Raw genomic sequence first — 20,049 nt, forward strand, 5'->3', positions numbered from 1 at the left:
TGAAGGGAAGGGTGCCTGCTCCTGACACTTTCTGACGGAGGCCTCTGCTAAGCTGCGCCACCTTTCTTTTTCGAGCATGATCAACGTGTCGCGTACCAGTCGTCTGTTGACCTTGTTGCAAGTCCTGCGGGGCAAAAAGCGCCCGGTGACGGCCGCCGTGCTGGCGGCAGAACTGGAGATTTCCGAGCGCACGCTGTACCGCGATATCGCCGAACTGACCGCGTTGGGCGCACCGATCTACGGCGAGGCGGGCGTGGGCTATGTGCTGCGTGCGGGCCTGTTTCTGCCGCCGCTGATGCTCAATGCCGACGAGACCGAAGCCATCGTGCTGGGCTTGCGGTATGTCGACCAGCGCGGTGATGACGTACTGAGCCAGGCGGCGGCCAATGCGCTTGCAAAGATCGCCGACGTGCTTGACCCGGCTGCCCAGGAAGCCTTGCGCAATCCGACGGTGCTGCCGGGCCCGCCAGGCTTCGGCTACCCGGAAAACCGCGTGCCGTTGAATGTGTTCCGCGAGGCCATTCGCGGCCAGGCCAAGCTGCACATCGACTACGCCGATGCCAGCCAGACCGCCAGCCAGCGCCTGATCTGGCCCCTGGCCCTGGGCTTTCTCAACGAAGTGCGGGTGATCGTCGCGTGGTGTGAATTGCGTGGGGCCTATCGCACCTTCCGCACCGACCGAGTGGCCGCCGCGCGCCTGCAAGGTGAACGTTATCCTGGCCGCCGCAGCGACTGGTTGCGGGGCTGGCGCAAGCTGATGGAACAGAACGAATCCGGGCCGTTCACTCCTGACAAGAACTGACACAACGCTGCTTTAGGATGGCTCCATAAATCACTAAAAAGGAGATGTCACCATGTCCCAACCCACCCCTGAACTGGCCCCGGCTATTGCAACCTACATTGCCGCGGCGAATGCCGGCGACACCTCGCTGGTGGCCGACTGTTTCGCCGAAGATGCCAACGTGTTCGACGAAGGCGAGCACCGGGTCGGTACAGCCGCCATCGCCCGCTGGATGGAAGACACCGGGCGTCGTTACCAGCCCAGGGTCCAGGTGCTGAATGTGCAGCACCGCACGGGCAAGGTGCTGGTCAGCAACCTGATCACCGGCAGCTTTCCCGGCAGCCCGCTGGAGCTGCGCTATACCTTCCGCCTCAATGAACACGGCAAGATTGCCCGATTGGATATTTCCCTGTAGCCGTCATGGCATACTGCCGGGCATGACTTTCGACTCGCCACTTGCCGCCTATCAGCACGCCATCACCGAACAGGGTTTTGTCCCCGACGACGCCCAGCGTGAAGCGGTGCAAGCCCTGCAGGACTGCCATCAGGCCTTGCACCACGGCCATGGGCCCATCACCGGGGTGTACCTGTGGGGCCCGGTCGGCCGGGGCAAGACCTGGCTGATGGACCAGTTCTACCAAAGCCTGGGAGTGCCAGCGCGGCGCCAGCATTTTCATCACTTCATGGGCTGGGTGCACCAGCGTTCATTCCAGCTCACGGGCACCCACGATCCCTTGCAGGCCCTGGCCCGCGAACTGAGCCGGGAAGTGCGGGTGCTGTGTTTCGATGAGTTGTTTGTCAACGACATTGGTGACGCCATCATCCTCGGTCGGCTGTTCCAGGTGATGTTCAAGGAAGGCGTGGTGATGGTCTGCACGTCCAACCAGCCACCGGACCAGCTGTACGCCGACGGTTTCAACCGGGATCGTTTCCTGCCGGGAATCGAAGCGATCAAACAGCATATGCGGGTGGTGGCAGTCGATGGCGGGGAGGATCATCGCCTGCACCCGGGCACCGCACTGCAGCGTTACTGGGTCGACCAGCCCGAAGCGTTGGCCGAGGTGTTTCGCCAGTTAAGCGCCGGACAGGCAGTGAGCAGCGCCCCGATTGCTGTCGGCTACCGCTGCATCGTGGCAGTGCAGTCCAGTGAAACCGTGCTGTGGTGTCGCTACGCCGACCTGTGTGAACAGCCGTTGGCGGCGATGGATTTCATGCTGCTGTGTGATCGGTTCAAGGCCATTTTGCTCGGCGAGGTGCCCAACCTCAGCGCGCAAAAGCGCCCGGGACGAATCGCCCGTGGCACCGAAGACGCTGCCGAACGGGTGGACGCCGGGGACCGGGAACTGCCGGAACTGTCGGTGCATGACGACAGCGTCCGGCGTTTTATCGCGCTGGTGGACGAGTGCTACGACCGCAAGGTGCCGCTGTACATCGAGGCCCGGGTGCCGCTGGAAAGCCTCTACACCGAGGGTTACCTGGAGTTTCCATTCCGCCGCACCCTGAGCCGCCTGCAGGAGATGCAACTGGCACGGTTTGGCGAGCCTGGCGCGCTTTCACGCGGGCAAATGTAGTTAATCTCCTTCATCTAATGCCTGCACCACGCTTACAATCGAGCCCTTTTATGGGGACCGAGTCCCTGTCGCACCGTCAACGAGGAAGGAAATGGACAGCGCAGACATCCTGGTGCTGCAAGCCAGCTACACCAATCCGGTACACGCCGAGGCCATTGGCCTGGTGCTCAATCATTACGCCGAAGACCCCATGGGCGGTGGCCACAGCCTGCCGGCCGACCGCTTGCAGCAACTGCCGGCAGAGCTGGCCAAGCGTGCCCACGCGTTCAGTGTGCTGGCCTTTGTCGGCGGTACGCCGGCCGGCCTGGTGAACTGCTTTGAAGGGTTTTCCACCTTTGCCTGCCGCCCGCTGGTCAACGTGCACGACGTGGTGGTGATGGATCAATTCCGTGGCCTGGGGCTGAGTCAGAAGATGCTGCAAAAGGTCGAGGAAATTGCTCGCCAGCGCGGTTGCTGCAAGATCACCCTCGAGGTGCTTGAAGGCAACGCCGTGGCGCAGTCGGCGTATCGAAAGTTTGGGTTTGATGATTCGGTATTTGATCCGCAACATGGCCGGATGTTGTTCTGGAGCAAGCCGCTTTAATTAAAGTTTATTTAATTAAAGGCAAAAAAAGGCGCCAGCAAGTGGCGCCAAATTGACCTTGGCTATCAGAGCGGAATAGCACAGGTATTGCGGGTAAATCAGCTGTTCGGTGTGTTGGTAGTTTGGTCGGCCGTTGCCGGCTTTTCGGTCTTGCCGTCAGCCATTGCGGTTTGCTGGGCAGCACCGTGAGTCTGTTCCTGAACGAAGGTGAAGTTGTTGTAGAACTCCTTCGAACGCTCTGAGCCGCCTTCTGCAAAGGCGGCTACGGAAGTCATGGTCATCAGGCCGGCAAGGATAACAGTCGAAAATTTCATGGCAGTGTCTCAGTAAGTGTGTTGGGTCCGCGCGTTGTCATCAGCGGCGGGATGGGGAGACTGTGGGCCAATGATATTAAGTAAGGGTTAACCTCGCGCTGACCGAAAGTTAACGATTTCGTTAACTTCCAATCTTTAGCAGCGATGAATTCAGAGCTTCCAGTCCAGTGCAACGCTGATAGAGCGCGGGTCTCCCCAATACACGCCGTTATAGAAGCCGACGCGCTCGTAATATTTTTTATCAAATAGGTTGTTGATATTAAGTGACGCCGACAAGTGGTCATCGAACTCATAGCGCGACATCAGGTTGACCACGGTATAGGCCTGCTGGGTGATCCGGGTGCGCTCCCTGATCAGGGCTCCATTGGTGTCCCGGCCAACCGGGCGATAGGCGAAGTCGTAGAAGTCACTTTGCCAATTCACCGCGCCGCCGACCGTCAGCGCGTGCCATTCGCCGGGCAGGCGGTAGGCCGTGGACACGCGCAACAGGTTCAGTGGCAGGTGGGTGTTGTTGCGCTGCTTGTCACCGTTCAGCGAGTGGGTGTAGGTGTATCCGGCGGTCAGGTTCCAGTCGGGGCGCACCTCTCCGGACACCTCTACCTCGAAACCCTGAACCTTGTTGCCTTTGCCGCCGGATGTGAAGAACTGCTCACCGGTCTCCGGATCCGGTGGGGTCAAACTGTCCAGTTCCGCGACGTTGTCCTGTTTGCTCCAGAAGTACGCGGCCGCCAGGTTCAGGCGCTCTTCCAGCAGGCTGCCCTTGATGCCCACTTCATAGTTGCTGCCTACCACCGGCTCCAGGTATTGCTTGCCGGCGTTGCGTTCTTCCTGCGGGTTGAAGATGTCGGTGTAGCTGGCGTAGACGGTGTACTCCGGGGTCAGGTCGTAGAGCAGGCCGGCGTAGGGTGTCCACATGTCGTTGTGGGTCTGGCTGGATTTTGACGTACCGAGGAACTGGTCAGTGTCCCTGTTGTAGTTGTAGGTGGTGCTCTCGATCTCCCAGCTGCCGTAGCGGCTGCCCAATACCGCATGCAGGCGATCGGTCAGGCTCAGGCGGGTGGCCAGGTAGCCGGCCTTTTGGCGGGTGCTGCCTTGTTCGCCCTTGAGGCCGGTGTTGGTGTCGGGGAATTTGCCGATCCCGCCCATGTGTTTCCAATCGTCGATGCTGGTGTAGTCCTTCGGCACCGTACCGCTGCGCAGGTGTGGCGAAGCGTCACGCTGCTCGGACTCGCCGTAACCCACCATCAATTCGTGCTCACGACCCAGCAGGGCATAGGACCCGGACAGGTTCAAGTCGACCACGTCCATTTTCGAGGTGCCGAGCATGTGGCTGGTCCAGGCGGTCATGCCGCTGCGGTCGGCATTCGGGAAGCCTGAGCCGCCGTAATAGACCTTGCCGTCGGTGTCGCTTTCACGGTGGGTATAGGCGGCCTTCAGGTGCCAGTCACCCGCCAGGCGGTGGTCGAGGGTAGCGAAGGTGGTTTCATCTTTCAGCGGCCAGGAACTCCAGTGGGCCGCGATGTTGGCGGAGCGGGGCAGCCTGGCTTTGCTGCCGTCGCTGTTCCAGTAGGGCAAGGTGCCCCACGCGGTGCCCTGCACATGCTTGTTCTGGTAATCGAAGCCCACCGCCAGCACCGTGTCGTCGGTCAGGTCGCCTTCGAGGATGCCGTAGCCGACTTCCCGTTGCAGCGCGTAGTTGTCGCGGTAGGACTGGCTGTCACGGTAGGCGAGCACCGTGCGGCCGCGCAGGCGCCCGTCAAATGCCAGGGGGCCGCCAACGTCCAGGTAGCTGTAGTAATTGTCGTGGGAGCCGCCACTGACGCCTGTCTTGGCCTGCCACTGTGCGGTCGGGCGTTTGCGCACCATGTTGACCGTGGCCGAGGGGTCGCCGGCGCCGGTGGTCAGGCCGGTGGCGCCGCGGACCACTTCGACCCGGTCGTAGATGATGGTGTCGGCATCGGACTTCATGCGGCCGAAGGTGTTGAGCATGCCGTCAATCTGGAAGTTGGTGATGCCGTAGCCGCGCGAGGAATAGCCGACCCGGTCGGAGTCCAGGTGCTGCACCACCACGCCGGTGGTCTGGCGCATCACTTCGGTCAGGGTGTTGAGGTTGAAGTCGTCCATCTGCTGGCGGGTGATCACCGAGACTGACTGCGGGGTTTCCTTGATGGACAGGTTCAGCCGGGTGGCGGTGCCCATTGAGCCTGTGGTGTAGGCACCGGTGTGTTCGGTGTTGGCGCCAAGGCCTTCGGCGGTGATGCTGGTGCTGCCCAGTTCCAGGGCTTTGGCCGGCGCTTGGGATTCCTGGTCGGGGTCGTTTTCGGCCAGCAGGTCCGGGCTCAGCACCACGCTGAAGAGGCCCAGGGTCAAGGTCATGGAACGGGTAATAGGCGCGAACATCGCGGCGAACTCCTTGTCGTCTATGAAAAATGCCATTGGCTCAAAGACGAAAGGAGGCGGGGAACTTTAGCGCTAAACGAGAATAATTATTATCTTAACGTTGCCGCCAAATCGGGTTTCACCGCTTTGCGCGGATGAAACCCGGGCGATTCAAGCTACTTGACGACCACGTTGACGGCGTCTGGCTTGGGCTTGATCAGGCTGAAATCAATCAGCGGTTTTTGCTGGCGTGCATACGGGTCGCCAATCATCCGTGGCCGAGGCTTGAAGCTGTCACTGACCAGGCTCTTGCTGTGGTCCAGTTCGTCGAAGCTCAACCCGGCCATGTCGGCCCAGGTATGGATCAGCTGCGAGCTGGTGTAAGGGCGCTGCAAGTCACCGGCAAAACTCCAGTCATGGCTTTCACGCCACTTGGGTGATGCGTAGGCCATGAACGGAATGGTGTACATCGGTGCTGTCGGTTTGCCTTCGTTACGGCCCAGGGTGTTGTGGCCGGCCGAATCGAACACGTCTTCGCCGTGGTCGGAAAGGTACAGCAGGAAACCGTTCGGATCGGTCTTGGCGTAGTCCTTGATCAGGCTCGACACCACGAAATCGTTGTAAAGCACCGCATTGTCGTAGCTGTTGTAGGTCGGCAACTGTGCGTCGCTGACCCCCTCAGGCACGCCCTGGCGGTCGGTGAACTTGTCGAAGGTCGGCGGGTAGCGGTACTGGTAGCTCATGTGGGTACCCAGCAGGTGCACCACGATGAATTTGCGTTCGGCGGTGTCGGACATGGCCTTGGCAAACGGCTCCAGCACGTCGCCGTCATACTGGCGCGCATTCTGGTTGCGGTTGTTGTTCAGGTACACCTGCTCGTCGGCCTGTTCGGAGAAGGTCGTGAGCATGGTGTTGCGCTTGGTCATGGTCTGCTGGTTGGTGATCCAGAAGGTCTTGTAGCCGGCCTGCTTCATCACGCTGACGATGGACGGGGTCTTGAGGTACAGGTCCGGGTTTTCTTCGTCGGCGAAGGTCAGCACCTGTTGCAGCGCCTCGATGGTGTACGGGCGCGGGGTAATGACGTTGTCGAACACCGCCAGTTGGTCCCGCAGCTTGTCCAGTTCCGGCGTGGTGTTGCGCGGGTAGCCATACAGGCTCATGCGCTGGCGGTTGGTGGACTCGCCGATCACCAGCACCAGGGTCGATGGCTGGCCGGCCATGCTGTCCTTGAGGTTGGTCAGGGGCGGGATCTTGCTGGCGCTGGTCAGCATGCCTTGCATGTTATCCAGTTGTTCGGTGTAGCGGCGGTAGGCGACGATCATCTGCCATGGCACTGCCGGCTCGATACGGGTTTCGAAGCGGTCGATGGCCAGTTCCATGGTCTCGCTCTTGGCGATCTGCTTGACCAGCGGGTAGCCGACGATGGCAATCACGATTGCGGCAGCCGCCAGCATGGCCTGGCCACGTGGCAGGTAAACCGGGCGTACGCGGGTCCACAGGAAAACGGCCATGGCGGTGTGGGCAATGAACGCCAGCACGATCCACCAGGCAAAGTATTGGGTGGCGTATTCGCCGGCTTCAGAGATGTTCGACTCGAACATGATGAAGATGACGCTTTGAGAGAATTCCTGCTGGTAGATGAAGAAATAACCCAGGCTGGCCATGGAACAGGCCCACAGCACCACGCCAATCAACCCCGCCACCAGGCGCGCGCGACGTGGGAACAACAGCATCGGCGCCAGCCACAGGGCGCTCATGAAGAATGCCTGGCGGAAACCACTGAAGCCGGAGGTGCCGGTCAGTTGGATCAGCAGTTGGGTAATGCCCGAGAAATACCAGAAGAACAGAAACATCCAGCCGAGGCCGGCCCAATCAAAACCTTTCGCAGACGTAGTGCTGCGTTTGAACATCGCCATCCAGCGCTCCAACCCGATAATTTCAGTGTCAACGCGCAGGGATGCACGCAAACAGAGGGCCTGCGCACGTAGCGCGGCCCTATTCGGCGGGAGTATCGGGAGGGGGATGTGAAAACTTCGTGAGTTATTCCTGAACGGTTCGTTCAGCCCACGTTCAGCAAAGTGCGGGCTGGGTGCCGGACGGCTGATTGAGCTGGCCCTGCAGGTGCGAGCGCAAACGCATGACTTCCTGCTGCAGTTGGTCGCGCTCGTTTTTCAACTGGCGCAATTCATCGCGGCGAATGGTGACGTAGAGGGTCTGTGGCGGACGGGTCATGTGTGCAGTGCTCATTGCTTACCTCGCAAATAGCCGGTCTATCGCGGTGCCAGAGCGCTTGAATCGAGGCTCTCGGCAACAGTCGGGGCAATTCTGAATTCTTTTTTTAATGAAGGGAACTTTTTTATTTTTGATGGTCGTTGTGACTTTTAACCCACTGAAGGCGAAAGGATGGCCACTTTTTGTCATGAAACTATGCCAATCCGCTCTGGACTAACCCTCATTAGCCTCATTGCGCTATAAACTGTGACACACATTTATTCGTAGTAAGGAGCATCAGCACATGCAACTGGGGATTATTGGACTAGGCCGCATGGGTGGCAACATTGCGCGGCGCCTGATGCTCAATGGGCATACCACCGTGGTTTACGACCGCAATGAAGCATTCGTAAAAGGTCTGGCAGGCGAGGGCGCCACGGGCGTTGCTGACCTGGCAGGCCTGGTGGCCGGGCTGCAAAAGCCACGGGCGATCTGGGTGATGCTGCCGGCAGGCGACCCGACCGAGAACACCATTGAAGAACTGAGCCAACTGCTTGAAGACGGTGATGTGATCATCGACGGCGGCAACACCTTCTATAAGGATGACATCCGTCGGGCCAAGGCCCTGTCGGAAAAAGGCCTGCACTATGTCGACGTCGGCACCTCCGGCGGCGTCTGGGGCCTGGAGCGCGGCTACTGCATGATGATCGGCGGCGACGCCGAGACCGTTAAGCTGCTGGACCCGATCTTCGAAAGCCTGGCACCGGGCCTGGGCACCATCCCGCGTACCAAGGACCGTTCCGCCGCAGCGGACAGCCGTGCCGAGCGCGGCTATATCCACGCAGGGCCTGCCGGTTCCGGGCACTTCGTCAAGATGATCCACAACGGCATCGAGTACGGGATGATGCAGGCCTTCGCCGAAGGTTTCGACATCCTCAAGACCAAGAATTCGGAGAACCTGCCGCAAGACCAGCGCTTCGACCTGAATGTTGCCGATATCGCCGAAGTCTGGCGCCGCGGCAGCGTGGTGTCGTCCTGGCTGCTGGACCTGACCGCCGACGCCCTGGCCACCGATCCGAAGCTCGACGGGTATTCCGGCTCGGTCGCCGACAGTGGCGAAGGCCGCTGGACCATCGAGGCCGCCATGGAACAATCGGTACCGGTTCCGGTGCTGTCGAACTCGCTGTTCGCACGCTTCCGCTCCCGCCAGCAAAGTACCTACGGTGACAAAATGCTTTCTGCCATGCGCTTCGGCTTTGGCGGCCATGTGGAGACTCCCAAAAAATGACCGCCAACGGCAAGAAACCCAAGGCCGAACCCGCTCCGCCCACCACACTGTTTCTGTTTGGTGCCCATGGTGACCTGGTCAAGCGCCTGCTGATGCCGGCGCTGTACAACCTCAGCCGCGACGGGCTGCTGGGCGATGGCTTGCGCATTGTCGGCGTTGATCACAACGCCATCAGCGACGCCGATTTCGCCAAGAAGCTCGAGGACTTCATTCGCACCGAGGCCGCCAGCAAGGTCAAGGGCAATGCCGAGAACGCCCTGGACCCTGCATTGTGGGAACAGTTGGCCAAAGGCATCAGCTACGTCGAGGGTGATTTCCTCGACGACGGCACCTACGCCGATATCGGCAAGAAGATTGCCGACAGCGGTACTGGCAATGCGGTGTTTTACCTCGCCACTGCGCCGCGTTTCTTCGCCGAAGTGGTGCAGCGCCTCGGCGCGGCCGGCTTGCTGGAAGAAACCCCGGAGGCGTTCCGCCGGGTGGTGATCGAAAAGCCGTTCGGCTCCGACCTCGCCACCGCCGAAGCGCTGAACGCCTGCCTGCTCAAGGTGATGAGCGAAAAGCAGATCTACCGCATCGACCATTACCTGGGCAAGGAAACCGTCCAGAACATCCTCATCAGCCGTTTTTCCAATGTGCTGTTCGAGGCGTTCTGGAACAACCACTACATTGACCACGTACAAATCACCGCCGCCGAAACCGTCGGCGTGGAAACGCGTGGCAGTTTCTTCGAACACACCGGCACCCTGCGGGACATGGTGCCCAATCACCTGTTCCAGTTGCTGGCGATGGTCGCCATGGAACCGCCGGCTGCCTTTGGCGCCGACGCAGTGCGGGGCGAGAAGGCCAAGGTGATCGGGGCCATCCGGCCCTGGTCGCTGGAAGACGCACGGGCCAACTCGGTGCGTGGCCAGTACACCTCGGGTGAAGTCGGCGGCAAGCAGTTGCCGGGTTACCGCGAAGAGGCCAATGTTGCGCCCGACAGCAGCACCGAGACCTTCGTTGCCCTCAAGGTGTTGATCGACAACTGGCGTTGGGTGGGTGTGCCGTTTTACCTGCGCACCGGCAAGCGCATGAGCATCCGCGACACCGAGATCATCATCTGCTTCAAGCCGGCGCCTTACGCGCAGTTCCGTGATACCGAGGTCGATGAACTCAAGCCGACGTACTTGAAGATCCAGATCCAGCCGAATGAAGGCATGTGGTTCGACCTGCTGGCGAAAAAGCCCGGGCCGACCCTGGACATGGCCAACGTGGAACTGGGGTTTGCCTACAAGGACTTCTTCGAGATGCAGCCGTCGACAGGTTACGAAACCCTGATCTACGACTGCATGACCGGCGACCAGACCTTGTTCCAGCGCGCCGACAACATCGAGAACGGCTGGCGTGCGGTGCAGCCTTTTCTCGATGCGTGGAAGCAGGACGACGGCATCCAGGCCTACAAGGCGGGTGAGGACGGCCCGGCGGCGGCTGATGCGTTGCTGGCCCGCGATGGCCGTACCTGGCACAGCCTCGGATGAGTGACTTGCCGAGTCAACCCATCCGTTTTGTGTTGAGTGATATGGATGGCACGTTGCTGCATCCGGATCACAGCCTCAGCCAGCGCACCATTGATACGGTTCGCGCCTTGCGCGCGGCCGGGGTGTTTTTCAGCCTGGCCAGCGGGCGACCGCCCAAGGCCATGCGTCAGCAGGTCGAAGCACTGGGCATCGATGTGCCGATTGCCGGCTTCAACGGCGGCACGCTGGTCAATCCCGACGGCAGTATTCTGGTGGCGCATCACTTGCCGGCAGAAGCGGCGCTGGTGGCGTTGGCCTTGTTTACGCCGCAGCCGGACGTTGAAGTCTGGCTGTTTGCCGACGGGGACTGGCTGCGTCGCGATCCCGGCGGACCGATGGCGGTTCGCGAGGAGCACGGCCTGGGCTATGGGGCGATCGTGGTGGAGAGCTTCGAGCCGTATCTGGATCGGGTCGACAAGATTGTTGCTGCCAGTACCAATACCCAGCTGCTGATGGAGCTTGAGGCGCAGTTGCAGCCCAGGGTCGAGGGATTGGCCCAGGTGTCGCGTTCGCAGCCGGTGTTCCTGGATGTCACCGCCATGAAGGCCAACAAGGGTGAAGCATTGAGAACCCTTGCGGCGCACCTCGGTGTGCCACTGCAACAGACCGCAGCCATCGGTGATGGCGGCAATGACCCGGCGATGTTTCATGTGGCGGGGTTGTCGATTGCCATGGGCCAGGCAGAAGAGGTGGTCAAGCGCCAGGCCAGCGTCGTGACCGGCAGCAATGTCGATGACGGTGCGGCGGAAGCCATCGAGCGGTTTATTCTATCGGCCTATTGATCGGTAACCACACTAATAAGTAGTCAGCTATGCAAAGTTGCAACTTGCATGGCTGACTGTCCACTTGAGTTAGTGCGGGTCAATATATTGCGCAGCCGGGCGGCACACTTTCGGGTGCCGTCTCACTCACGCTTCAGTTACTTGGGCATTGCCCAGGATTGCAACTGGTAGCCATCTTTGTCGAGTTCGGCACGGGCCTGCAACAGCAAGTTCTCAAGCTGTGCCGGGTCGGTATAAGTGCTGGAAGACAGCTGCTTGCTACCGATACGGGTATTGGTGCGGTCGATGACGCTCAGGCTCAGGGCGCCGTTGCCGTCGTGCCAGGCCACACATTGAAAGGGCTGGAAAGCACGGTCTGCGATCAAAAGAGCTTCGTTGATGCGGAGCGGGGCGTTCATGGGGTCTTCTCTCTAAATGCCCATTCAAGTGGAAGCCGTTGGTTGGGCGTGCCTAACGACTGGTTACTTGTACTGATGCACGATCACCGGGTGCGGGTCACATGTTAGAAGAAGATTTTTTAACTTTCCCTGATTAAAGTCATGTAAGGGGCTATTTTGAAAGCCTCATGAAAGTTACGCCGCGGCAATTGACCGCACCCGACTGACATAAAAGACCCGGTTCGTTCGCGACTTATAGCGAATCGGTACAAAGGGTGCGTCAAGATCTTGCTAGGGTTACCAGCAGACTTTGCAAATATTTGTTTTTAAATAACTTTAACGATTTTGACGCCAAGGAATAGTCATGATTGTTACACCTGCCCCGCGCCGCCTGCTTGTGGTCGATCCCTGTGATGACTGCCACCGGCTATTGCCCGGTTTGCGCGCAGCGGGGTGGGACGTGGACAGCTGCGCCCTCGAGTCGGTGGGTGAGCGCTCCTGTGACGTGGGTTTGTTGCGCCTGCAGCCGTTTCACCTGGAGCGACCCGAAGCGGTCAAGGAACTGATCAGCCGCAGCGGCACCGAGTGGATTGCGGTGCTTAACCAGGAAGTGCTGCGCCTGCAGAATGTCGGCGATTTTGTCTGTGAGTGGTTCTTCGACTTCCATACCTTGCCGTTTGACGTGTCGCGGGTGCAGGTCACCCTGGGCCGCGCCTTCGGCATGGCGCGCCTGCGGGGCAAGGGCAACAACGCGCCTGCGGGCCAGCCGGAACACGAGTTGCTGGGGGACAGCCGTCCGATCCGGGAATTGCGCAAGCTGCTCGCCAAGCTGGCGCCCACTGAATCCCCGGTGTTGATCCGTGGCGACAGCGGCACCGGCAAGGAATTGGTCGCGCGTACCTTGCATCGCCAATCCCAGCGCCATGCCAAGCCGTTTGTGGCGATCAATTGCGGGGCGATTCCCGAACACCTGATCCAGTCCGAACTGTTCGGCCATGAGAAGGGCGCCTTCACCGGCGCCCATCAGCGCAAGGTGGGGCGGATCGAGGCGGCGCACGGCGGCACCCTGTTTCTCGATGAGATCGGCGACTTGCCCATGGAGCTGCAAGCCAACCTGCTGCGTTTTCTCCAGGAAAAACAGATCGAGCGAGTCGGCGGCAGCCAGCCGATTGCGGTGGATGTACGCGTGTTGGCGGCCACCCACGTCGACCTGGAAGCCGCGGTCGCAAAGGGCACTTTTCGCGAAGACTTGTATTACCGGCTCAACGTCCTGCAAGTGGTCACCGCGCCGTTGCGCGAGCGCCACGGTGACGTGGCGATGCTGGCCAACCATTTTTCACACTTCTACAGCCAGGAAACCGGCCGCCGTCCCCGCAGCTTCAGTGAAGACGCACTGGTGGCCATGGGCGAGCACGGTTGGCCGGGCAATGTGCGTGAGTTGGCCAACCGCGTGCGGCGGGGCCTGGTACTGGCGGAAGGGCGGCAAATCGAAGCCGTTGATCTGGGATTGCAAAGCCAGCAGGCAATCGCGCTGCCGATGGCTACACTGGAGGATTACAAGCACCGTGCCGAACGCCAGGCATTGTGCGATGTGCTCAACCGGCACAGCGACAACCTGAGTGTCGCGGCGCGTGTGCTGGGGGTTTCCCGGCCGACGTTCTACCGGTTGCTGCACAAACACCAGATCCGCTAGGGCGGGTAAACCGAAAAGCCCCGCAACGACCCTTATCGTTGCGGGGCTTTTCCCGTTGTCATGCCTTAAAAGTAATACGGGAACTTCAGGCTGAAGCTGAACGACGGCGCATCCGGTGTGATCCCGATGGCCAGGTTCGGCACGATGGTCAGGTTGTCGCTTGCCGCAATCGTCATGCCCACATTGAAGTAACCCGCGTTGGCATCGCTGGAAACCACTGACTGCCAGTCGCCGCCATCCGGCTTGAGCTTGCTCTTGCGTTGCACCAGGTCGGACACCGAGAACGACATACTCATCTTCTCGTTCAACGCAAACGCCACGCCTGCGCCGATCTGGAAGCTGTCGCCCAACTGCACTTTCCCCGGGGTCTTCTGGCCGACCTGGGAGCTGATATCGCTGAACGAGTCTTCGAAGTTGTGGGTGTACGACAGCGAGCCGAACAATACCGCCGGGTCGAAGGTCTTGACCAGCGAGATACCCGGCGTGATCGACCACACACCGTTGCCGGTGGGCAGGCTTTCCGGCACGAAGAGGTTGGTGTTGCTGGATGACTGGACCAGCTTGATCCCAAACGGATCTTCGCCGGTGGGTGCCTTGACCCGCACCGACACCACGGCATCCGGCAGGTTGACGCTCTCGTCGAGGAATTTGTAGGCAATCCCGAAGTTGACGTCGCCGATAGTCGGGTCACGCGTGACCGATTGTTCCGAGGTCGCGGTGCCGCTGCCACCGTTGGCACCACCGGACTGATAGGTCGACTCGCGGTACACCACCGGCACGTTTATATCGAACTGCCAGCGGTTGTCGAGGTTGTAGCGGCCCGTGAGGTCGACGGTCCAGTTATCCGACTTGATCCGGTCCAGGTTGATGTTGCCGAGGAAGATCGAGTCCAGCGCCAGGAAGCCGTTGAGGGTCAACTGGCGGGCATCGTAGCGGGAATAGGTGACGCCGGTTTCAAAGCTGAACTTGCCGTTGCCAAAGAACCCGCTGGCCTCGTTATACAAGTTGCTCACGCTCTGCGCCGGGGCCGAATCATCCTTGAGGGACTGGCCGTAGGACGCGCCACCGGCTGCGCCGCCCGAGGCCGCCGCCGCGCCGACTCCCGGCGTGTTGCCGGCCACTGTGGTGCCGCCTTTCTGGAAGTCTGCCGGGGATTTGGCCAGGCGTTTGGGCGGCGGCGCCACCGGTTGTTCTTCCACCTGGCGTACCCGTTGCTCCAGCACCGCCAGTGCTTTTTGCTGCACTTCGTAGCGTTGCTTGAGCTCCAGCAATTCCTTTTTCAATGTGTCTATGTCGGTGTCCGGCGCGGCATACAACATGGATGCGGGCAGGAGCGTGCTTAAACAAATTACGGCACGTAACGATAGCGATCGATGCATGGAATAAGCCGTCCCTTTCTAATGCGCAAGTGTCGAGGCACAGCGTAGTTCAATAACCGTTAGGGCGTAGGCCCCTGAGTTGATTCAGGTTCAGGTTCTGCCCCAAATTGTTCAAACCGTTGTTGCCCAGCACCACATTGAGTTGGGTCATGTTGCTGACGAAGTTGCTGTTACCCTGCAAAACCGTGCCTTGCAGGACATTCCCGGCGCCGATCTGCTGCAACGAATTGCCCTGATTGTTGTTGGCCAGGATCGCCATTTGCAGCCCGCCATTGGCGGCCGACACCGTGACCTGGCCGGCACCCGTGCTGCCGGTGACCGACTGGCCAGCCACCAGGGCTTGTCCGGACTGGACGACATTGGCCGGCGACAAGCCATTCTGGTTCACATTGATATTCACGTTATTGCTGGCGGTGTTGCCATCGCCGGCGGCGCGCACGCTTTGGGTCACGCCCTGGCCGCTGCCCAGGCCGGCACCACCGACCACCGTGCCGGTGCCATTCGGCTGGTTGGGCGAGACTTTGGTGGGGCTGTCGGTTACCTGCACATAAAACTGCGGGGTGACGGTCGACGCGTTGACGTTCATGCTGGCCGAGCCGGTCACGCTGTCGCCGGCGGCATTGGTCCAGGTACTGCTCATCACGATGCCAAAACTGATGATCCGCCCCGGCATCACGTAGCGACCACGCAGGTCAGCCAGTTCCGAGTCCTTTATTTCAATCGGTTTGAACACCGATGACGCATAAGCGGGCATTGAGGCTGCCAGGCACATGACCGTCAGCCAACGGTAAGTGTTCATCGTTTGCTCCTGGAGCGTCCTGCCCCTTATTGCGCTTCTAGAAGAAGTCGCTCTGGATAAAACCGAAGTCCATCAATTCACTGTCCCGCACCGGACTGAACTCATTGATTCTGTTTTTCGCCGTCAGTGGGGTGGGCGGGTCGAGCAGCACGTTGGTCTTGTCATAACCTTCGCCCAATACCGCGAAGACGATGCCATTCCAGCCTTTGACGAAGTCGTCGCGGGCATAGCGTTTATGGCCCAGTACCGGGTCGCCGATGTACACCCAGTCCTTGTCGGCGCGCTGCATCACCACGAAGTGCTTGTAGCCGCGAATCTCCAGCAACACCACCACCGGGATCTTCACCGTGAGCAGGGTGTCTGCATTGATCCGGTAACCCCGGGCGCGCATGCCGATGCTTTCCAGGTAGCGCTTCATGTCCAGCATCGAAAAGCCCTGGGTACGCACCAGGTCCTGATCGGCGTTGACCAGCATGCCCTTGATGATGTGGTCTTCATCCACATCCATCCAGTAGGCCTGGCGCAGGATGGTGGCCAGGGCGGCGGCACCGCAGCTGAAATCGGTTTTCTGTTCCACCAGGTTGGCGAACTTGCGTTCACGGATGCTCTCGACCTTCTTGAAGATCACGCCACCGCCGGGCATGGCAGCAATCGCCATTTGCCCCGCCCAAGTCGGGCCGGTGAGCAATAACAGGAGGGTGAGGGCGATGATCCGCATGATCGAATGGCCTGGAGGACACTGGAATAAAAAGGGGCCTTGTTGCCAAGGCCCCGTTGCATCAGAAACGTACGCCGGAGGAAATCACAGTGGTGTTGCCCTGCTGATTGCCCACGCCTGCAGCAATGTTGGCGCCCAGGTTGCCCGAAGAGCCATTAAGCGAGTTGTTGGCGCTGGCGTTGTTCACGACAGGCAGGTAAGTGTGGCTGCCCCATGGGCCAGACTGAGTGGCCACGGTATTGAGGAAGGTGTTGTCGACGCTGGTTTGAGTGGTGTTGCTCGAAGCAGCGGCGGCGGCACCACTGGCAGAAGCAATTGCCAGTTGGTTTTTCTGTTGGTTGAAGTTACCCGCGGCAACGCTCACACCCAGGTTGCCGGAGCTGCCGTTGGCCGAGTTGTTGAGCGAAGCGTTGTTGTGGGTAGCCACTTGCACCGAGACGTTGTTGTGGTTGTCTTGGGTAATGGTACCCAGGGCAAACACGGCATCTGCATCACCGGCCGCGATGGCGGTCTGGTTGTCTTGTTGGTTGCCATCACCGGCTGCGATGTTGGCCTGGGCGTTGCCGCTGCTGCCGTTCAACGAGTTGTTGGCCGACGCGTTGTTCTGGGTGCCCAGGTTGAGCACGCCATTGTGGTTGCTCGATTGCGCATCGGAAACGGCGGCTACTGCAGCGGTAGGCTGATGAGTAGGTGGGTTGGCATGTGCGGCGGCAGCCATGATTGCAGCGAGAGCGAAGGCCAGTGGTTTAAGAGCCATTGTAGTTTTCATGGTATTTCCCCTTGCTTCTAATTAGTTGGTTAAGTGTTGGTACGGTCCAGCTTCGAGCTCCAATGAATCATTGGATCTGTACGTTCAGGGCGTTAGCCATGCGGTTCCCCACCCCGGCACTCTGATTCACCTGTACCACTCCACGGCTGCCGGTGAAGGCCTGGTCGCTTGTGACGACCTGGCGGCTGCCAGTGGTAGAGGTGAACCCTGAGTTTGGTGACAGCGCCACGTTCTGTTGCGACATGACGCTGTCGTCGATGCTTTGCGGGCCAGCATTCACGCTGATCCGCACGGCATTGATCATCTGGTTGCTGGCCCCGGCCGACTGGTTGACGCCCAGTACACCGCTGCCATTGCTGAAAGAGCTGCCCTGGATCGCCACCCTGGCGTTCTGGGAGCGATCGGCCGGTGCGCCGCCGATGGTCTGGCTGAGGGCGCCGCCCGCCTGGGAGTTGCTGCCCGCCGAAATCGCGCGGCTGTTGAGCTGTTGTTGCTGACTGCCGGCCGCCTGGTTGATCGAGACGATGCCGTTGTATTGCTTGCCGGAGTTGTCGATCACTGCGCTGTTGTCAGCCATGGCCGCCGAGCAGCCCAGGATCGCCAGGAACAACCAGGAATGGTTCATCTCACTGGCCTCCCATCAGGCTGCCGATATTGTTCAAAGGCGCCATGCCGCGGGAGATTGAGCCGTTGATCTGCCCCGAGAGGCTGGAGCCGCCACCATGGCCGGCCGCTGCGCCGCCACCAAGGCCTACGCCACCCCCGTTGTTGGTCAAGCCGGGAAGGTTGCCGCCAGGCAGGATGGCGCGAGTGATGCTGGAGCCGCTGCTGATGTTGGCGTAGTCGTTGTCGCTCAGCTCGCTGGTGGCCCGCAGGATCTGTGGAGAAGAATTGGCATTGACGGTGACCGGGTTGGGGTCGACGCCAGCGGTGCGGCCAGCCATGTGGCCCTGGACGGTGCGCTGAATCACGATCACACCGTCGCCTGCCGCGAGCACCGGGAGGCTCACGCTGGTACTCAGTACACAGCTGATCAGCAGAAGGCTCAATGAGCCTGGATTAAGTGTCTTCACGACGGCATTCCTTATTCTTGGCGCTGACCCTAAACAGCGCTGTCAGGAAGAGAGCAGGAGCTGTGCCGCTTTTGAATTTGGGATGACATTCATGGGGTTATGAGCGCGGGGGATAGAATGCACAGTGGATGTGTTTCAACTGTGAGACAGCGGGCCTTTGTCCAGCCCGCCTGGCAGGTGTCTCAGGGATGAAACACTGCGCGCCGTAAACCCGGCACTCCGCAGCCGGCTGTCAGCTCAGCCGGTGCAAGTGTTTCAAAAATGGACGATTTGACGCAGGCAGCATCCGGGAGGAGGGCGCAGGCCCATGACCCTGGCTCAGCTCTTTGGGGTTTTGCGCGGAATGGAATTGAGCACGGGGTTGCCGTCCTGGTTCTGGGTCAGGTAGACCGGCAGGACCTTGGGCAGGGAGGGGACGAGGTTGGACACCTCGTTGATGTTGTAGATGCCACCAATGCGGATCGCGCCGGTGCCGGCGTCGGCCAGCATCACGGGTTTGCTCAGGTAGCGATTGATCAGCGGCAACGCGTCGGCCAGGGCCAGGTTGTCGAGGATCAGCTTGCCTTCACGCCAGGCCAGGGCCGTGTCGCCCGGGGCAATTGGCTGGGCCTGGGGGCTGGCGTCGCCACGGTTGTAACTGGCCTGCATCCCGGGTGACAGGCGCAGGCCGCTATGGGCGTCGTCGCTGCTCACCAGCACCGAGCCTTGTAGCAGCATGACCCGCACATGGTCTTCGTATTTCCAGACATTGAACTGAGTGCCGGTCACTCGAACCTGGCCGTCCCCGGCGTGGACGATAAACGGATGTTGCGCGTCATGGCTGACCTTGAAAAACGCCTCGCCTTTTTTCAGGGTAACCCGACGCTGATCCTTGAAATTGCTGTAGACCAGTTCGGTGCCCAGGTTAAGTTCAACCTGGCTGCCGTCGTCAAGGGTGACCTGGCGCAAGCTGTTTTCAGCTTCGTAATGGTTGTACGAGCTGGGCAGCCAGCCTGCTTCCCAGCCGGTAAAGGCCGCCAGTGGCAAGGCCACCAGGCATATCGCCGCCGCTACCGCGTAGTTCCTCAAACGGCTGCGAGGTTGTCGTCGCGCCACGACGGGGGCCGGCTCGCTGCGGGGCAAGTGATCGGCAACGTCCCAGATTTCCAGCATCGCGGCGTATTCGAAGGCATGCAGCGGATGCGCATCGTGCCACTGCTCGAAGGCCTGACGCTCCGCCGTCGTGCAATCGCCAGCGTGCAGACGCATGCACCAGTGCGCAGCGGCATCGGTGATGGCGTCGTATTCGGCTTCTGATAGGGACTTATCTGTCATTAACTCATCCTGATTTCCGACATTCTAACCTCCACAGCAGGACGGCGAGAACAGCCATCATGGCGAATGCACATCAATTGGAACTAATTCTCGTCTGCAGGGCCCTAAAAAATTCAGGACAGGTAACACTCATTCCCTAATGGAGCACGAAAATGCTTAAGAAAACCTTAGCCGCCGTTGTCGCAACCACCGCCTTGCTCAGTGCTGGAGCCGCCCTGGCGGACAAACCGGGCGCAGGCTGGATCACCATCGAAAAAGCCATCGAGACCGCCAAGACCAAGGCTGGTTACGTCCAGATCTACAAGATCGAAGCCGATAACGATGGCTACTGGGAAGGTGAGGGGCGCAAGGCCGATGGCGTGGTCTATGAGTTCCGCATCGACGGTGAGTCGGGCAATGTGTTGCGCGATCAGAAAGACTGAATGAACTGACAGGTGCGGGCGTTCGGCCCGCACCCTG

Annotated in this window: 21 protein-coding genes; 9 read left to right on the plus strand and 12 right to left on the minus strand. The window is 60.2% G+C overall.

All coding sequences use genetic code 11. The annotated features are described in order from the left end of the window. Positions 1–85 precede the first annotated feature (85 nt). From HX815_RS30895 to HX815_RS30910, 4 genes are all read left to right on the plus strand, one after another. Positions 86–802 (plus strand): YafY family protein, encoded by a 717-nt coding sequence (locus HX815_RS30895; RefSeq protein WP_032898885.1) that lies wholly within the window; start codon positions 86–88, stop codon positions 800–802. A gap of 52 nt (positions 803–854) precedes the next feature. Next, positions 855–1,196 (plus strand): nuclear transport factor 2 family protein, encoded by a 342-nt coding sequence (locus HX815_RS30900; RefSeq protein ID WP_008432007.1) that lies wholly within the window; start codon positions 855–857, stop codon positions 1,194–1,196. A gap of 22 nt (positions 1,197–1,218) precedes the next feature. After that, entirely contained in the window at positions 1,219–2,352 is a 1,134-nt protein-coding gene (gene zapE, locus HX815_RS30905; protein WP_177029463.1) for a cell division protein ZapE, read from the plus strand. Positions 2,353–2,443: 91 nt separating this feature from the next. Continuing rightward, positions 2,444–2,935 (plus strand): GNAT family N-acetyltransferase, encoded by a 492-nt coding sequence (locus HX815_RS30910; RefSeq protein ID WP_008432012.1) that lies wholly within the window; start codon positions 2,444–2,446, stop codon positions 2,933–2,935. Between the two features lie 98 nt (positions 2,936–3,033). Here HX815_RS30910 and HX815_RS30915 read toward each other — a convergent pair whose 3' ends face one another. The 4 genes from HX815_RS30915 to HX815_RS30930 form a co-directional block, all read right to left on the minus strand. Then, positions 3,034–3,249, minus strand: coding sequence for a hypothetical protein (locus HX815_RS30915; protein WP_003217916.1), 216 nt, complete (start codon positions 3,247–3,249; stop codon positions 3,034–3,036). 150 nt (positions 3,250–3,399) lie between these two features. Beyond that, on the minus strand, positions 3,400–5,649 hold the full coding sequence (locus HX815_RS30920; protein ID WP_177029464.1) for a TonB-dependent siderophore receptor: 2,250 nt from the start codon (positions 5,647–5,649) through the stop codon (positions 3,400–3,402). 155 nt (positions 5,650–5,804) lie between these two features. After that, entirely contained in the window at positions 5,805–7,544 is a 1,740-nt protein-coding gene (locus HX815_RS30925) for a phosphoethanolamine transferase CptA (RefSeq protein WP_087694370.1), read from the minus strand. A gap of 154 nt (positions 7,545–7,698) precedes the next feature. Next, positions 7,699–7,875 carry a DUF6026 family protein gene (locus HX815_RS30930; protein ID WP_023658901.1) on the minus strand — a complete coding sequence of 59 codons (177 nt, stop codon included), beginning with the start codon at positions 7,873–7,875 and terminating at the stop codon, positions 7,699–7,701. Between the two features lie 244 nt (positions 7,876–8,119). On the opposite strand from HX815_RS30930, the gene gnd reads away from it, so the two are divergent. Genes gnd through HX815_RS30945 form a run of 3 tightly spaced genes read left to right on the plus strand, consistent with a single transcriptional unit; the run spans position 8,120 to position 11,468 of the window. Continuing rightward, positions 8,120–9,127, plus strand: a complete 1,008-nt coding sequence (gnd, locus tag HX815_RS30935; protein WP_256579633.1) for a phosphogluconate dehydrogenase (NAD(+)-dependent, decarboxylating) — start codon at positions 8,120–8,122, stop codon at positions 9,125–9,127. Next, on the plus strand, positions 9,124–10,647 hold the full coding sequence (gene zwf, locus HX815_RS30940; protein WP_003217928.1) for a glucose-6-phosphate dehydrogenase: 1,524 nt from the start codon (positions 9,124–9,126) through the stop codon (positions 10,645–10,647). The genes gnd and zwf overlap by 4 nt, the downstream gene beginning before the upstream one ends. Beyond that, positions 10,644–11,468, plus strand: coding sequence for an HAD family hydrolase (locus HX815_RS30945; RefSeq protein ID WP_003217930.1), 825 nt, complete (start codon positions 10,644–10,646; stop codon positions 11,466–11,468). Before zwf ends, HX815_RS30945 begins: the two co-directional genes overlap by 4 nt. Positions 11,469–11,605: 137 nt before the next feature. Here HX815_RS30945 and HX815_RS30950 read toward each other — a convergent pair whose 3' ends face one another. Beyond that, positions 11,606–11,866 carry a hypothetical protein gene (locus tag HX815_RS30950; RefSeq protein ID WP_003217933.1) on the minus strand — a complete coding sequence of 87 codons (261 nt, stop codon included), beginning with the start codon at positions 11,864–11,866 and terminating at the stop codon, positions 11,606–11,608. A 343-nt stretch (positions 11,867–12,209) separates the two neighbouring features. On the opposite strand from HX815_RS30950, the gene HX815_RS30955 reads away from it, so the two are divergent. Beyond that, positions 12,210–13,538 (plus strand): sigma-54 dependent transcriptional regulator, encoded by a 1,329-nt coding sequence (locus tag HX815_RS30955; RefSeq protein ID WP_003217935.1) that lies wholly within the window; start codon positions 12,210–12,212, stop codon positions 13,536–13,538. Positions 13,539–13,603: 65 nt separating this feature from the next. Here the strand turns inward: HX815_RS30955 and HX815_RS30960 are convergent, their stop codons facing one another. The 7 genes from HX815_RS30960 to HX815_RS30990 form a co-directional block, all read right to left on the minus strand. Continuing rightward, positions 13,604–14,917, minus strand: coding sequence for an autotransporter domain-containing protein (locus HX815_RS30960; protein ID WP_043224814.1), 1,314 nt, complete (start codon positions 14,915–14,917; stop codon positions 13,604–13,606). Positions 14,918–14,966: 49 nt separating this feature from the next. Beyond that, the gene (locus HX815_RS30965; protein WP_003217939.1) at positions 14,967–15,716 is read right to left on the minus strand and encodes a hypothetical protein; all 750 of its coding nucleotides are present in this window, start codon (positions 15,714–15,716) and stop codon (positions 14,967–14,969) included. Positions 15,717–15,753: 37 nt separating this feature from the next. Next, a complete protein-coding gene (locus tag HX815_RS30970) occupies positions 15,754–16,434 on the minus strand; it encodes a C39 family peptidase (protein WP_003217941.1) in 681 nt (226 codons plus the stop codon). A gap of 61 nt (positions 16,435–16,495) precedes the next feature. Next, positions 16,496–17,191 (minus strand): hypothetical protein, encoded by a 696-nt coding sequence (locus HX815_RS30975; RefSeq protein WP_177029468.1) that lies wholly within the window; start codon positions 17,189–17,191, stop codon positions 16,496–16,498. Between the two features lie 79 nt (positions 17,192–17,270). After that, a complete protein-coding gene (locus tag HX815_RS30980; RefSeq protein WP_102369254.1) occupies positions 17,271–17,828 on the minus strand; it encodes an adhesin in 558 nt (185 codons plus the stop codon). 1 nt (position 17,829) lies between these two features. Beyond that, the gene (locus HX815_RS30985; protein ID WP_003217947.1) at positions 17,830–18,276 is read right to left on the minus strand and encodes a hypothetical protein; all 447 of its coding nucleotides are present in this window, start codon (positions 18,274–18,276) and stop codon (positions 17,830–17,832) included. A gap of 318 nt (positions 18,277–18,594) precedes the next feature. Next, positions 18,595–19,590: a FecR family protein gene (locus tag HX815_RS30990; RefSeq protein WP_087694374.1), complete on the minus strand. Its 996-nt coding sequence runs from the start codon at positions 19,588–19,590 to the stop codon at positions 18,595–18,597. 152 nt (positions 19,591–19,742) lie between these two features. On the opposite strand from HX815_RS30990, the gene HX815_RS30995 reads away from it, so the two are divergent. Beyond that, the gene (locus tag HX815_RS30995) at positions 19,743–20,012 is read left to right on the plus strand and encodes a PepSY domain-containing protein (RefSeq protein WP_003217951.1); all 270 of its coding nucleotides are present in this window, start codon (positions 19,743–19,745) and stop codon (positions 20,010–20,012) included. Positions 20,013–20,049: the final 37 nt, after the last annotated feature.

This window comes from Pseudomonas sp. E6002 (assembly GCF_013385565.1).
In the GTDB taxonomy this organism is placed as follows: Bacteria; Pseudomonadota; Gammaproteobacteria; order Pseudomonadales; family Pseudomonadaceae; genus Aquipseudomonas.

Excerpts from the sequence above, each read along its gene's own strand:
- HX815_RS30900 (WP_008432007.1), top strand. The coding sequence starts at position 855 with ATGTCCCAACCCACCCCTGAACTGGCCCCGGCTATTGCAACCTACATT.
- HX815_RS30965 (WP_003217939.1), bottom strand. The coding sequence starts at position 15,716 with ATGAACACTTACCGTTGGCTGACGGTCATGTGCCTGGCAGCCTCAATG.
- HX815_RS30970 (WP_003217941.1), bottom strand. The coding sequence starts at position 16,434 with ATGCGGATCATCGCCCTCACCCTCCTGTTATTGCTCACCGGCCCGACT.
- HX815_RS30920 (WP_177029464.1), bottom strand. The coding sequence starts at position 5,649 with ATGTTCGCGCCTATTACCCGTTCCATGACCTTGACCCTGGGCCTCTTC.
- zapE (WP_177029463.1), top strand. The coding sequence starts at position 1,219 with ATGACTTTCGACTCGCCACTTGCCGCCTATCAGCACGCCATCACCGAA.
- HX815_RS30925 (WP_087694370.1), bottom strand. The coding sequence starts at position 7,544 with ATGGCGATGTTCAAACGCAGCACTACGTCTGCGAAAGGTTTTGATTGG.
- HX815_RS30995 (WP_003217951.1), top strand. The coding sequence starts at position 19,743 with ATGCTTAAGAAAACCTTAGCCGCCGTTGTCGCAACCACCGCCTTGCTC.
- zwf (WP_003217928.1), top strand. The coding sequence starts at position 9,124 with ATGACCGCCAACGGCAAGAAACCCAAGGCCGAACCCGCTCCGCCCACC.
- HX815_RS30960 (WP_043224814.1), bottom strand. The coding sequence starts at position 14,917 with ATGCATCGATCGCTATCGTTACGTGCCGTAATTTGTTTAAGCACGCTC.
- HX815_RS30955 (WP_003217935.1), top strand. The coding sequence starts at position 12,210 with ATGATTGTTACACCTGCCCCGCGCCGCCTGCTTGTGGTCGATCCCTGT.
- HX815_RS30930 (WP_023658901.1), bottom strand. The coding sequence starts at position 7,875 with ATGAGCACTGCACACATGACCCGTCCGCCACAGACCCTCTACGTCACC.
- HX815_RS30915 (WP_003217916.1), bottom strand. The coding sequence starts at position 3,249 with ATGAAATTTTCGACTGTTATCCTTGCCGGCCTGATGACCATGACTTCC.
- HX815_RS30990 (WP_087694374.1), bottom strand. The coding sequence starts at position 19,590 with ATGACAGATAAGTCCCTATCAGAAGCCGAATACGACGCCATCACCGAT.
- HX815_RS30950 (WP_003217933.1), bottom strand. The coding sequence starts at position 11,866 with ATGAACGCCCCGCTCCGCATCAACGAAGCTCTTTTGATCGCAGACCGT.
- HX815_RS30980 (WP_102369254.1), bottom strand. The coding sequence starts at position 17,828 with ATGAACCATTCCTGGTTGTTCCTGGCGATCCTGGGCTGCTCGGCGGCC.
- HX815_RS30975 (WP_177029468.1), bottom strand. The coding sequence starts at position 17,191 with ATGGCTCTTAAACCACTGGCCTTCGCTCTCGCTGCAATCATGGCTGCC.
- HX815_RS30945 (WP_003217930.1), top strand. The coding sequence starts at position 10,644 with ATGAGTGACTTGCCGAGTCAACCCATCCGTTTTGTGTTGAGTGATATG.
- HX815_RS30910 (WP_008432012.1), top strand. The coding sequence starts at position 2,444 with ATGGACAGCGCAGACATCCTGGTGCTGCAAGCCAGCTACACCAATCCG.